Raw genomic sequence first — 13412 nt, forward strand, 5'->3', positions numbered from 1 at the left:
GCGCCACCGGTCGAAGAATCGGACGAATGCTGGCAAGGTGGCTCCATGGCTGATCGGGGAGCTAGTGCCCTGTCACTCCCGGACGACTGGCCCGCCCACCCGGACCCGATCCTGGCGCTCAACCGCATGGGCAGTTTCGACTGGGACCTGGACAGCGGCCTGTTCCACATGGACGCCCGGGCCCGCGAGATCTTCGACCTGCGCCCCGACGAATACGACGGCCACCCCGAGAACCTCGCCCCGCGCGTCCCGCCCGCCGAGGCCCAGCGCCTGGACGCGCTCGTCACCCAGGCCATCAAGGACGGCAGCGAGAACTACGGCGCCTACTTCCGCATGCGCCTGCGCGACGGCTCCCTGCGCTGGACCCACACCCAGGGCTACATCCGCCGCGACGACACCGGCCGCCCCCGCCGGATCGTCGGCATCGTCCGCGACGCCACCGAGGAACTCAGCGACCTCGCCGACCGCCGCCAGGAGGCCGCCCTCGACGACGCCCGCAGCCAGCAGACCAACGTGGTCCAGCTCGCCACGGCCGCCCTCGCCCACGCCCGCACGGTCCAGGACGTCATCGACGTCCTCAAGGACACCCACGGCCTCACCCACCTCGGCGCGACCAGCCTCGTCATGGGCCTGGTCGAGGCCGGCCGGATCCGGCTCGTCGCCGAGGGACCGGCCGGCAGCTTCGTGCCCGGCACCCTGGTCACCCGCATCGACGAGCCGTACCCGATGAGCGAGGTGGTGCGCACGCTGCGCCCCCGGTTCATCGAGTCGCCCGAGGAGTTCGCCGCCGGCTACCCCATCCTCTGGCCGCACCTCACCGACCTCGCGATCACCTCCGCGGCCTACCTGCCGCTCATCGTGCAGGCCCGCCCCATCGGCGCCATGGGCCTGCTCTACAGCGACCGCAGCGGTTTCACCCCCGAGGAGCGCAACATCCTCGTCGCGCTCGGCAGCAGCATCGCCCAGAGCCTGCAGCGCGCGATGTTCTACGAGGAGGAACAGGACATCGCCCAGGGCCTCCAGCAGGCCATGCTGCCGCGCACCATCCCCAGCGTGCCCGGCGCCGACGTCGCCGTGCGCTACCGCGCCGCCACCATCGGCGGCTCCGCGGGCCGCGACATCGGCGGCGACTGGTACGACCTGATCCCGCTGCCCGGCGGGCGCGTCGGCGCCGTCATCGGCGACGTCCAGGGCCACGACACGCACGCCGCCGCCGTCATGGGCCAGCTGCGGATCGTGCTGCGCGCCTACGCCGCCGAGGGCCACACCCCGGCCACCGTGATGGCCCGCGCCTCCGTCTTCCTGCACGAACTGGACACCGACCGCTTCGCGACCTGCCTGTACGCCGAGGCCGACCTCGCCACCGGCGTCGTCCAGGTGGTGCGGGCCGGCCACATCGACCCGCTGCTGCGCGCCCCGGACGGCGGCTGCCGTCGCGTCCCCGTGCCCGGCGGGCTGCCGCTCGGCCTGTCGGCGGAGTTCGGCACCCTGGAGTACCCCGTCGGCACCCTCGAACTCGACCCCGGCCACACCCTGCTGCTGTGCACCGACGGGCTCGTGGAACAGCCCGGCGCCGACCTCGACGACGGCATGCGGGCCCTGGCCTCGCTCATCGCCACCGGCCCCGACGACGTGCGCGACCTCGCCGACCGGCTCATCGAGGTGGCCGACGAACGGGAGGGGGACGACGACGTGGCCCTGCTCCTGCTGCGCCGGCGCGGCCAGGACACCCCGCAGCCCGGCGGACGCCTCCAGCAGCACGTCGCCCCCGGCGACCCGGAGGCGCTGACCCACGCCCGGCACATGATCCGCGCCGCCACGCGCGCGTGGGGCGCCCGCGAGCGCGCCGACGAGATCGAACTGGTCGCCGACGAACTCATCACCAACGCCCTCATGCACACCGAGGGCGCCGCGATCGTCACCCTGCGGGTGCTCAGCGCCGCCGACCGCCGGCTGCGCGTCGAGGTCGAGGACTCCTCCAGCGCCCTCCCGCGCCGCCGCGAGGCCGGCGAGTCGGGCGTGTCGGGACGCGGCCTGCTCCTGGTCGACCTGCTGGCCGACGTGTGGGGCGTGGAGGCGCGCGGCGGCGGCAAGTGCGTGTGGTGCGAGTTCGTCGTGCCCCCACGCGGCCCCCGCGCCCGCTGAACCCCCCCGCCCGGGCACCGGGCCGGACCCGGACGCGGATGGCACCCTGGACGTATGCCGGAACTGCCCGAGGTCGAGGCGCTCAAGGACTTCCTCACCGAGCACCTGGTCGGCCACGAGATCGTACGGGTCCTGCCCGTCGCCATCAGCGTCCTGAAGACGTACGACCCGCCCGTCACCGCCCTGGAGGGGCACCGCGTCGTCGAGGTGCTCCGCCACGGCAAGTTCCTCGACCTGCGCACCCAGGACGGCCCGCGGCTGGTCACCCACCTGGCCCGCGGCGGCTGGCTGCACTGGAAGGACCGCCTCCCGGACGGCCTGCCCCGCCCCGGCAAGGGGCCGCTCGCCCTGCGGGTCGCCCTGGAGACCGGCGCGGGCTTCGAACTCACCGAGGCCGGCACCCAGAAGCGGCTCGCCGTCTACGTCGTGCACGACCCGGACGAGGTCCCGGGCGTCGCCCGGCTCGGCCCCGACCCGCTGGCCGACGACTTCGACGAGGCACGCCTCGCCGCGCTGCTCTCGGGCGAGCGGCGGCAGCTCAAGGGCGCGCTGCGCGACCAGAGCCTCCTCGCGGGCGTCGGCAACGCCTACAGCGACGAGATCCTGCACGCCGCGCGGATGTCACCGTTCAAACTGGCCGCCTCGCTCACCCCGGAGGAGACCCACGTCCTCCACGAGGCGCTGCGCACCACGCTCACCGAGGCCGTCGAGCGGTCCCGGGGCGTGGCGGCGGGCCGGCTGAAGGCGGAGAAGAAGAGCGGCCTGCGCGTCCACGGCCGCACCGGCGAGCCCTGCCCGGTGTGCGGCGACACCATCCGGGAGGTCTCCTTCGCCGACTCCTCCCTCCAGTACTGCCCGACGTGCCAGACGGGCGGGAAGCCGCTGGCGGACCGGCGGATGTCGCGGTTGCTGAAGTAGCGGACGCTGGGGTCACCAGTGCTGGCCGGCCACGAGGTAGGCGAGACCCGCGAGGCCGGCCAGGACCAGCACCGGGACCGCGAAGAGCCGTGCGGTCGAGACCAGGGTCTGCGTCGCGCTGCGCGCGCCGTCGGTGTATCGCGTGCGGCGGGCGTCGACGACGTAGCGGGCCAGGCCGGCCAGGACGAGAGCGGCCACTGCCGTGGACAGACATGCCACCAGGAAGGTGAAGGCACCGGTGTGGTGGACCCAGTAGTCGATGTCCTGCTGATTCCTGTCGTGCCGGTCGCCCAGCAGGGCTTGCCGCCCTCTCACCGCCGCAAGCACGCACAGCACCACCGACGCCCCCGCGCACCCCAGCGCCGCGACCGCGGCCACGGGGCCGCCCCGGGCCCGGGTGGGCCGTACCGCGGGCGGCGCGTACCGGTGTGATCCGCTCGGGCGTTCGGTGGTCCGCGGTGGTCGGTCGGTGAGGACCGTCGCTTGTTCCTGGCGCGGGACGAACGGGGGCGGGGACGGCGGCGGTCGCGGGACGGTCACCGGGGGCGCGTCCTGCTCGGGGTCGTGGGTGATCACCGGGGGCGGCTCGCCGGGCGGCTCCTGCGGGCGGATCACCACGCGGTCGGACGGGGGAGGCACGACGGGCGGCGCAGCAGTCACGGCGGTGGGCGCGTCCGGGGCACGGCCGTCCGGTACGGTCCCGGCCCCCGTGTCGGCCGGGCCGGGCGATGCGGGGGCGGGCGGCCGGTCCGGCACGCGCACGTCGACCTCGACGGTGACCACCGCGTCGTCGGCGACGCCCTTCAGCACGATGTCCCCGCTCAGGTGGCCGACCGTGGCCGGGTCGACGCCGACGTCCAGGGCGTCGTCGTCCTGCGCGACCCGCAGCCAGGGGGCCGTGGCGTGGGCCAGGCAGCAGCGGGCCAGCGGGACGCCCTCCAGGGTGACCGTCCGGTGCGGCACGACGGAGTCCCGCTCGACCCGGCCGAAGTCCAGCCGGGTCGCGGACGGCCGCAGCCGGACCGCGGCGAGGGCCTCCTCGGCGTCGCGGGCGACGTCCTCGACGTCGCCCCGTGCCATCTCCTCCAGCGCCCGCCGGGCGCCCTCGGCGACCGGCAGGCGGTCGTCGGCCAGCTGGTCGCGCAGCGCGCGCACGGCGCCCAGCCGGGTGAAGGTGTTGCGGCTCTGCACGGCGGAGCGCATCTCGGGCCGGATGTCGGCCGGTTCGACCCTGATGCGGCGGTGCCGGCTGTGCGCCAGCTGGAGGCCGCCCTGCATCTCGACGGTCTTGCTGGGCGTCTGGTTCGGGTTCTGCTCGCGGACCTGCTCGTAGAGGTAGTCGTACAGGTCGTCGAGGGACACCTCGCCGTCCGCGTCCAGGTCGGCGTCGCCCGTCTGGAGGCCCTCCACCACCGCGTGGGTGAACACCGACGGCGGCGGGCCGGCGCCCTCGGCGAGCCGGCCGCCCTCCATGGCGTACTGCATCGCGGTGGACGCCGTGATGACGGCCCAGCCCCGGCCCCTGGGCGGTTTCTCGGCCGTGAAGTTGTCCAGGACGTTCGCGTCGCCGGCGGCACGCACGGCCGCCGAGCCCTTGGAGAACGCGCCGCCGTAGCAGCAGTCGAGGAACAGCACGGTGCTGCCGGCCCGGGTGCGGGACATGCACCGGCGCACGAAGTACGAGGGGACGGCGGTGGCGTCCAGGTAGCGGGGCTCGGTGTCGCGGGCGGCGAGGTACAGCTCGCCCGACTCGCTCTTGAGCCCGTGGCAGGAGAAGTGCAGCACCAGCGTGTCGTCGCGGCGGCGGTCGGTGAAGAAGCCCTCGATGCGACGCAGGATCACGTGGGACGGCTCGTCGGCGACCACCTCGACCTCGAAGTCGCCGATCTGGGGGTCCCCGAGCACCTGCGCGAGCGCCGAGGCGTCGGAGGCCGGGGAGGCCAGCTCCTTCAGGCCCGGGTCGTCGTAGTCGGCGTTCGCGATGATCAGCGCGTGCCGGGAGCCGCTCATGGCGGGGCCCCCGCGGCCGAGTGCTGCCGGACGAACAGGTCGAACGCCTGCGCCACCTGGTCGTCGGTCGCCTTCGAGATCTCCAGCTCGTCCTCGTCCAGCCGCAGCCGCAGCGAGGGGCGGGTGTCCCGGCAGCGGCCGAGCCAGCGGCGCACCACTGTGACCACCTGGTCGAGCGCGCCGACCGAGGTGCCGAGGGTGACCAGCAGGGAGCCGACCGTCACGGGGTCCACGACCCGGGCTCCGTCAGGTACGTCGTCGGCGGGCACGGACGTGACGTCGTCCACGTCGAGTTGCAGGAGTTCCTCGCGCAGGTGGCGGGTGAGCTCTTCGACCTGTTCGGCCGCGGCGTCTTCGTCGGACACGAGGATCATCAGTCGGTCGTCCACGACTCGGCCCCTCCGGTGGTGCTCGCGGGGGCGGCGCGGAGCGGGTCCTGGGCGGCTCCGCGTCCTCGACTCCAGTTTCCGCCCGGGGGACGGCTACCGCGACTGGAGCGTGACCAGCCGGTCGCCCTGGGCGGTGCGCACCTCGTAGCGGGCGATGTCCCCGGGGTGCAGGGCCGCGGCGCCGTGCACGGTGTTCGGCCGGGCGTCGTGGTCGGGCACGGCCCAGCTGGTGACGGTCTGCTCGGAGCCGTCGTGGCCGACGACGACCAGCCGGCAGTCGCGCGGGCCCGCGCCGTCCTTGACCTTGAGCACCACATCGGTGCCCCACACCCGGTCCTCGGTCGAGACCTGCGCCCACACCCCCGACTTCTCGTCCGTCGCGGTGAGGCGTACGTCCTGCTCGCCGGCGTCCGCGAGGACCGCGACGGCGGGTCCGCCGAGCGCGACGGCGACGGAGGCGGCCAGCGCGAACACCAGGCGCCTGCGGCCGGCCCGCTGCCGGGCCGCGACCTCGCCGAGCACCTTGTCCAGCAGCCGGGGACCCGGCCCGGCGAACGGGTGCACGAACCGCGGCGTCGCCCGCCGGTAGAGCATCAACTGGCGTGTGGTGGGGCCGAACTCGGTGACCTGAGCCGCGCACCGAGGACACTCCATGAGGTGGTCCTCGAAGCGGAAGGCCGCCGCTTCGTCGAGCACGCCGAGCGCGTACGCGCCGACGTCCGCATGCCTTTCCAGGGACCTCATGCCGAATCCTCGTGCCGTTGGGTGCGGGTGGGGTTACTCCTTGCTCCCACCGGTACGGACCAGACAGCCGAATCACTCAAGACGCACGGAGAATCACCCGAGACGTTCGGAGCGATCGGCCCCGCGGATTGGTGCGGATCTAAAAAAGGTGAATCGCGAGGTGACCGAGGGGCAGACCGAGTTGCCAGGCGGGCGTCCAGACCTTCGGTCCCTCGTCCTCGTCGGGCGGCGCGCCGCCGCCGGGCACCGCGTCCAGGTCGGGGGCGAGCAGCTCCGTCTCCTCCAGCCAGCGCCAGGCCGCCGCGGCCAGCTCCAGGTCCACCGACGGCCGGCCGGACTCCGCGTCGGCGGCGGCGAGTTGGGCCATCCGATCGCGCACCCAGCCCTGCCACGGCTGGTCGTAGGCGGTGAGCGACAGCCAGGTCTCCAGCTGGGTCACCACCCGGATCCCGGACAGCTCGCCGTCCGCGTCGGACAGGAAGATGGTCAGCGCCAGCGCGTCGCGCCCGGCGCGGAACTCGAAGGACGTCGGCGGCATGAGATCGCCGGTCCGCAGCAACTCGTCGGCGATGTACTCGGCGTACAACCAGGCCATGGGAACGGTGAGTTCACCGCCGTCGGTGCCGTCCGTGCTCTGATGACCTCTGTGCTGCATCCCTTCCTGCCTTCCTCCGGTGCGTGCGCGTCGCCCGGTGCCGGGGCCCCCATCCGGAACACGGATGAGGACAGCCGATTACTCAACCGGGGTCGTCGGCAAGGCGCTTTACGGAGGCTTGACTCGGCCGTCGGTTTCAGCGCAGGTCGGCCGCGTATCCCGGAAGCACCCGGCGCAGGGCGCGCAGCGCGTAGTACGCGCGGGACTTCACGGTACCGGGCGGAATGCCCAGGGTTGCGGCGGCCTCCGCCACACTCGCCCCCTGGAAGTACACCAGCACCAGGACTTCACGGTGCTCGGGAGTGAGGGTCTTCACAGCCTCGCGCACGTCCAGGGCCGCGGCGGCCCGCTCGGCGTGGTCGGCGCACACCGGCGCGTTCTCCAGCACGGCGTTCCCGACCTCGGCCGGGCGGGCCTGGCGGGCCCGCCGCGCGTCGATGGCGAGCCGCCGGGCGACGGTCATCAGCCAGGGGCGCACGGAGTCGAAGGCGTCGGCGCGCAGCGCCTCGGGGTGCTGCCAGGCCCGCACCAGGGTCTCCTGCACCAGGTCCTCGGCGCGTTGCCGGTCGCCGTCGCACAGCCTCAGCAGCAGCGCGAACAGCGGCCGGCCGTGCTCGCGCTGGAGCGCGGCGAGCTCGTGCTCGGCGGTCGTCGTCGGGCGATGCGTCAGGGTCGTCGCGGCGCTCATGGGCGTATGGCACCGCAGGGCGCCCGCGGGTGACAGGCCGCACGCACGGCTCTGCGACGGACGGTCGAAAGCGTCGGCGAACGGCACGACGAACGGTCGCCTCCGGCGCGCACGGCCACCCGGGCGCCCCACGTCCGGCGCTTTGCGCCCGCGTCCGCCCCCAGCGCGCGCCGCCGCTACGCCGATCGCGCGCATCGTGGGCGCGCGCAGGGAGTGCCGGGGGCCTTCGTGGGCGCGCATGCGTTAGGAGAGAGGGGTGCGTAAATATGACAATCCATCCGTAATGGGGTGATGTGGTGATCGCGCGCAGACGACAGGTGGCCCTCGCCCTGACGGCCGTCCTTGCGGCGGGTGCCGCCTGCCGGGCCCAGGACCGGGTGCCCGTGGTCGAGCCCGGACGTCCCGCCCCCGCCGCCGCCGCCCGCGGCTTCACCCTCGTCGCCTCCGGCGACGTCCTCCCGCACAGCTCCGTCATCGACCGCGCCCGCTTCGACGCCGGCGGCACCGGCTACGACTTCCGCCCCCTGTTCGCCGGGATCGAGCCGGTCGTCTCGCGCGCCGACGTCGCCCTGTGCCAGACGGAACCGGTCCGGGGCGCCGATGGCGACCCCGCCTTCAAGTCCCCGCCCGAGATCGCCCGCGCCCTCGCCGCCACCGGCTACGACGGCTGCTCCACCGCCTCCGACCACAGCCTCGACGAGGGCGTCGCGGGAGTGCGCCGCACCCTCGACGCGCTCGACGCCGCCGGCGTGCGCCACGCGGGCACCGCCCGCACCGAGGCCGAGGCCAACGCGATCACCCTGCTGTCGGGCGGCCGCGCGAAGGTCGCCCACCTGGCCTACACCGCCGGCACCGACGGCCGCCCCCCGCCGCCCGGGGCGCCCTGGACGGTCGCCCCGGCCGACGAGAACCGGATCGTCGCCGACGCCCGGGCCGCCCGGAAGGCCGGTGCCGACGTCGTCGTGGTCTCCGTGCACTGGGGCGCCGCATGGCAGGACGCCCCCGACGGGCGGCAACTCGCCCTGGCCCGCGCCCTCACCGCGTCCCGCTCCGGCGGACGGCCCGACGTCGACCTGGTCCTCGGCACCCAGGGCCACGTCCCGCAGGCGTACGAGAAGGTCAACGGCACCTGGGTGGTCTACGGCACGGGCGACCAGGTCGCCGGCGGGACGACGAACGACCAGGGCGCCACCGACCCGCGCGGCCACCAGTCCACCGTGGCCCGCTTCACCTTCGCCCCGCCCGCCCGGCCCGGCGCCCGCTGGGAGGTCGTGAAGGCGGAGTTCGTGCCCCTGCTGTACGACGTCGACGCCGGCCGCGTGGTCGACCTCAACCGGGCGCTCGCCCAGGGCGCCGAACTGCGCGGCGCGCGCGACCGCATCCGCGACGTCGTCCTCAGCCGCGGCGCGGCCGCGGACGGGCTGGTGATGGGGGAGTAGCGGCACGGCACCCGGGCGCGGAACTGCGGCACCGCGCCCGCCGCGGACGACACCGGGGCGGCCCTGGCGGCGTGGGTCCGCCACGGCGGAGCGCACCCGGGAGGCGGGGTCCTGGAGCCGAGCGCCCGGGAGGCAGGGCCACCGAGCCCGCCGGACCGAGCGCCCGGGAGGCAGGGCCACCGCGTCCGTCGGAGCCGAGCGCACCACCAGGGAGGCGGAGGCGCCGAGCCAGCCGGACCGAGCGCACGCAGGCGAAGCCGGCGCGCCCGCCACGGGCGAGCGGTACTCCGGGGCGGGAGCGCGGCACCCATCGGCCGAGTGCGCCCGGAGGGCGACATGGCCGCCCCCGCCACGGCCGAGCGGCACCCCGTAACCCGGCCGCCGCGCCGACCCGTCGGGTCACGGAACCCGCGTGACCGCACCGCGTGTCAGCGCACCCGCGTAACCGCACCCGCGTGACCGCACCGTGCCAGCGCACGCGTCACCGCACCCGTGCCAGCGCACGCGTCAGCGCACGCGTCACGGCACCACCGTCACCGGCCAGCGCCCCGCCTTCACCAGCCGTACCGCCACCGAGCCGATCAACCGGTGCCCGGCCTGCTCGGACGCGCCCACGATCACCGCGTCCGCCTTCAGCTCCTCCGCGGCCTTCACCAGGCCGTTGTACGGGTCGCCGCGGAACGTGTGGAACTCCCAGCGCACGTCGAATATCCCCTTGACCCGCTCGGCGGCGACCCGGATCTCCGCCACCAGGTCCTCGGCGATCCCGTCGGTGGTCTCGGCGACCGGCGCCCCGAGCGCGGCCCCGGCCGCCATCACCGGCTGCACGTACACCACGGCGAGGAGCGCGTTCTGCCGGCGGGCCAGCCCCCCGGCGTAGGCCGCGGCCCGCATGGAGGTGTCCGACCCGTCGACGCCGACGAGGATGACCTTGGGCCCGTCCGTGCCCCGCTCGAACCCCTGCGCGGGCTGCCGGGAGTGCTGTTCCGTCACGGTCCGAGGCTATCCCGGACCTCTCGACGGGCGAACCGGCCCTCCCCTTCCTAGAGTCGGAACATGAGCGCCACCCCCGAGGCCGCCCGGGCCGGGCGCGGGACCCGTGACGTGCCGGGCGCCGGACCGTCGGCCCCCGCACGCCGGCTGCTCGGCCACGTCCCGCAGGGCTTCGCCACGTTCTTCGGCGCCCTGGCCGCGCTCTGCGTCCTGCTGGCCGTGATCCCGCCCCTGCGCGTCCTGCTGCGTCCCGTCGTCCGCTTCCTCGACCTGCTGATCGTCCCGGTCAGCGCCAACCTCGCCTACGCCGTCTTCCTCGTCCTGCTCGCCGGCGCCCTCGCCGCCCGCAAGAAGGTCGCCTGGTGGCTGGTGGTCGTCTACCTGGATCTGCTGGTCCTGACCGACGTCCTCGGGGTGGCCGTGGGGCTGTACGCGGAGTCGGTCCCGTCGCTGGTGGTGTGCACGCTCGCCCTGGCCCTGCTCGTCGTCGCCCGCGCCGAGTTCTACGCCGCCTCCCGGCACGGCGCCGTCCGGCGGGCCCTCGTCGTGCTGCTGGCGGGGCTCGCCCTCGCGATCCTGGCCGGCTGGGGCCTGGTCGAGCTGTTCCCCGGCACCCTGCCGTCCGCCCAGCGGCTGCCGTGGGCCGCCAACCGCGTCCTCGGCGGCCTGGTCTCCGCGCGCTCCTTCGACGGGCGCCCGCCCCGCCCCCTGTACTTCTTCCTCGGCCTGTTCGGTGCCCTGGCCCTGCTCAACGCCGCCGCCACCCTCTTCCGCTCCCAGCGCATGGAAGCCGCCCTGCACGGCGACGAGGAGTCCCGCATCCGCGCCCTGCTGAAGGCCTACGGCACGCAGGACTCCCTCGGCTACTTCGCCACCCGGCGCGACAAGGCCGTCGTCTTCTCACCCAGCGGCAAGGCCGCCGTCACCTACCGCGTCGAGGTGGGCGTCTGCCTGGCCAGCGGCGACCCCGTCGGCGACCGCGAGGCCTGGCCGCACGCCATCGCCGCCTGGCTGGACGTCGCCCGCCGGCACGCCTGGGTCCCGGCGGTGATGGGCGCCTCCGAGGACGGCGCACGGGCGTACGCGCGCGCCGGGCTCGGCGCCCTCGAACTGGGCGACGAGGCGATCCTGCCCGTCGCCTCCTTCGACCTGTCCGGACGCGAGATGCGCGTCACCCGCCAGGCCGTCCACCGCGTCCGCCGCACCGGCGCGACCTGCCGGGTGCGCCGCCACGCCACCCTCACCGACCAGGAGATGGAGGACGTCGTCGAGCGCGCCGACGCCTGGCGCGACACCGAGACCGAACGTGGCTTCTCCATGGCCCTGGACCGGCTCGGCGACCCCGCCGACGGCGACTGCCTGCTCGTGGAGGCCCTGGACGCCGACGGCCGGCTCCTCGCGCTGCTCTCCTTCGTGCCCTGGGGCGGCGACGGCATCTCCCTGGACCTGATGCGCCGGGACCGGTCCGCGCCCAACGGCGTCATGGAGTTCATGGTCGCCGACCTGTGCGCCGCCGCGCCCAAGCTGGGCGTGCGCCGGATCTCCCTCAACTTCGCCGTCTTCCGCTCCGTCTTCGAGGAGGGCGCGCGCATCGGTGCCGGACCGGTGCTGCGGCTGTGGCGCCGGCTGCTGCTGTTCCTGTCCCGGTGGTGGCAACTGGAGGCGCTGTACCGGTCGAACGCCAAGTACCGCCCCGAGTGGTTCCCGCGCTTCCTGTGCTACGGCGACGCCGCCGCCCTCGCCCGGGTCGGCCTCGCCTCCGGCATCGCCGAGGGCTTCGTGTCCGTACCGTCCCTGCGCACCCTGTGGGGCCGGCGGCACCCCGGGGCGCACCGGCCGGCGACCACGGAGGGGCTGCCGTCCCCGGCGGCGCTCGACCTCGACGGAGGGGACGGGGCCGGGACCCGGACGCCGGACGCGGGCCTGCCCGAACAGGTCCGCGTCCGGCACCGCACCCTGGAGCGGCTGCGCGCCGGCGGCACCGACCCCTACCCGGTGGACGCCCCGCGCCCCACCCACGCCCTCGCCGCGATCCCGCCCGGCGAGCGGGTCACCGTCGCCGGACGCGTGCTGCGCGTACGGGACTTCGGCGGGATCGTGTTCGTCACCCTGCGCGACTGGTCCGGCGACCACCAGCTCGCCCTGACCCGCGACGCGTCGCCCGGGGCGCTGCGCCGGTTCACTGCCGACACCGACCTCGGCGACCACATCACCGCCACCGGCACGGCCGGGCGCAGCGACCGGGGCGAGCCGACCGTGTTCGTGGAGTCCTGGCAGCTGACCGGCAAGTGCCTGCGCCCGCTGCCCGACAAGCGCCGCGGCCTGACCGACCCCGAGGCCCGGGTCCGCCTGCGCCACCTCGACCTCGTCTCCAGCCCGGCCGCCCGCGACACGGTGCGCGCCCGCTCCACCGCCGTGCAGGCCCTGCGCCAGGGGCTGCTGGACCGCGGCTACCTCGAGGTCGAGACACCGATGCTCCAGCAGATCCACGGCGGCGCCAACGCCCGCCCCTTCACCACCCACATCAACGCCTACGACCTCGACCTCTACCTGCGCATCGCGCCCGAGCTGTACCTCAAGCGGCTGTGCGTGGGCGGCCTGGAGAAGGTCTTCGAGATGGGCCGCACCTTCCGCAACGAGGGCGTCTCCTACAAGCACAACCCCGAGTTCACGATGCTGGAGGCCTACCAGGCGTACGCCGACTACGACGTGATGCTCGACCTCGCCCGCGAACTGATCCAGGGCGCCGCCACCGCCGCCCACGGCACGCCCCTGGTCCGCAAGGGCGGCCAGGAGTACGACATCTCCGGCACCTGGCCGGTCCGCACGGTCCACGGGGCCCTCTCCGAGGCGCTGGGCGAGGAGATCGACGCCGACACCCCGCTCGCCCGGCTGCACCTGCTGTGCGACCGCGCGGGCGTGCCGTACACCGCCGACGACGGACGCGGCGACGTCGTCCTGGAGATGTACGAGCGGCTCGTCGAGGAACGCACCCAGCTGCCCACCTTCTACAAGGACTTCCCCACCGACGTCTCCCCGCTGACCCGCCAGCACCGCACCGATCCGCGGCTCGCCGAGCGCTGGGACCTCGTCGCCTTCGGCACCGAACTCGGCACCGCCTACTCGGAACTGACCGACCCGGTCGAGCAGCGCCGCAGGCTCACCGCGCAGTCGCTGCTCGCCGCCGGGGGAGACCCCGAGGCGATGGAACTCGACGAGGACTTCCTCGACGCGCTCGAGTACGCCATGCCCCCGACCGGCGGCCTGGGCATCGGTGTCGACCGACTGGTCATGTTCCTCACGGGCCTGACCATCCGTGAGACGCTGCCGTTCCCGCTCGTCCGACGCCGCTGACCGGCCCCGCGCGCACCGGCCCGCGAGGAGCTTCGCGCCGAACGCGGGCCGCCGCGACCGGAGGTGCGCCGGGCGGG

General features: G+C 74.8%; 10 protein-coding genes. 4 read left to right on the forward strand and 6 right to left on the reverse strand.

From position 1 onward, the window contains the following. Nucleotides 1-45 precede the first annotated feature (45 nt). Nucleotides 46-2145 (forward strand): SpoIIE family protein phosphatase, encoded by a 2100-nt coding sequence (locus E4U91_RS31545; protein WP_137309962.1) that lies wholly within the window; start codon nucleotides 46-48, stop codon nucleotides 2143-2145. Between the two features lie 54 nt (nucleotides 2146-2199). Then, complete coding sequence (locus E4U91_RS31550; protein ID WP_137309963.1) at nucleotides 2200-3063, forward strand: Fpg/Nei family DNA glycosylase; 864 nt, start codon at nucleotides 2200-2202, stop codon at nucleotides 3061-3063. A gap of 12 nt (nucleotides 3064-3075) precedes the next feature. Here E4U91_RS31550 and E4U91_RS31555 read toward each other — a convergent pair whose 3' ends face one another. The 5 genes from E4U91_RS31555 to E4U91_RS31575 form a co-directional block, all read right to left on the reverse strand. Beyond that, a complete protein-coding gene (locus E4U91_RS31555; RefSeq protein ID WP_137309964.1) occupies nucleotides 3076-5073 on the reverse strand; it encodes a caspase family protein in 1998 nt (665 codons plus the stop codon). After that, nucleotides 5070-5462 carry a hypothetical protein gene (locus E4U91_RS31560; protein WP_137309965.1) on the reverse strand — a complete coding sequence of 131 codons (393 nt, stop codon included), beginning with the start codon at nucleotides 5460-5462 and terminating at the stop codon, nucleotides 5070-5072. The genes E4U91_RS31555 and E4U91_RS31560 overlap by 4 nt, the downstream gene beginning before the upstream one ends. Nucleotides 5463-5555: 93 nt before the next feature. Next, the gene (locus E4U91_RS31565; protein WP_137309966.1) at nucleotides 5556-6206 is read right to left on the reverse strand and encodes a zf-HC2 domain-containing protein; all 651 of its coding nucleotides are present in this window, start codon (nucleotides 6204-6206) and stop codon (nucleotides 5556-5558) included. A 139-nt stretch (nucleotides 6207-6345) separates the two neighbouring features. Next, nucleotides 6346-6861, reverse strand: a complete 516-nt coding sequence (locus tag E4U91_RS31570) for a hypothetical protein (protein WP_137309967.1) — start codon at nucleotides 6859-6861, stop codon at nucleotides 6346-6348. A gap of 136 nt (nucleotides 6862-6997) precedes the next feature. Continuing rightward, on the reverse strand, nucleotides 6998-7549 hold the full coding sequence (locus E4U91_RS31575) for a sigma-70 family RNA polymerase sigma factor (RefSeq protein ID WP_137309968.1): 552 nt from the start codon (nucleotides 7547-7549) through the stop codon (nucleotides 6998-7000). A gap of 296 nt (nucleotides 7550-7845) precedes the next feature. Here E4U91_RS31575 and E4U91_RS31580 point away from each other — a divergent pair, with 296 nt between their 5' ends. After that, nucleotides 7846-8988 carry a CapA family protein gene (locus tag E4U91_RS31580; RefSeq protein WP_137309969.1) on the forward strand — a complete coding sequence of 381 codons (1143 nt, stop codon included), beginning with the start codon at nucleotides 7846-7848 and terminating at the stop codon, nucleotides 8986-8988. A 519-nt stretch (nucleotides 8989-9507) separates the two neighbouring features. Here the strand turns inward: E4U91_RS31580 and E4U91_RS31585 are convergent. Next, on the reverse strand, nucleotides 9508-9981 hold the full coding sequence (locus E4U91_RS31585) for a universal stress protein (protein WP_137309970.1): 474 nt from the start codon (nucleotides 9979-9981) through the stop codon (nucleotides 9508-9510). Nucleotides 9982-10044: 63 nt separating this feature from the next. Here E4U91_RS31585 and lysX point away from each other — a divergent pair, with 63 nt between their 5' ends. Continuing rightward, nucleotides 10045-13335, forward strand: coding sequence for a bifunctional lysylphosphatidylglycerol synthetase/lysine--tRNA ligase LysX (gene lysX, locus E4U91_RS31590; protein WP_137309971.1), 3291 nt, complete (start codon nucleotides 10045-10047; stop codon nucleotides 13333-13335). Nucleotides 13336-13412 lie beyond the last annotated feature (77 nt).

This window comes from Streptomyces lasalocidi, from assembly GCF_005280215.1.
GTDB lineage: Bacteria > Actinomycetota > Actinomycetes > Streptomycetales > Streptomycetaceae > Streptomyces > Streptomyces longwoodensis.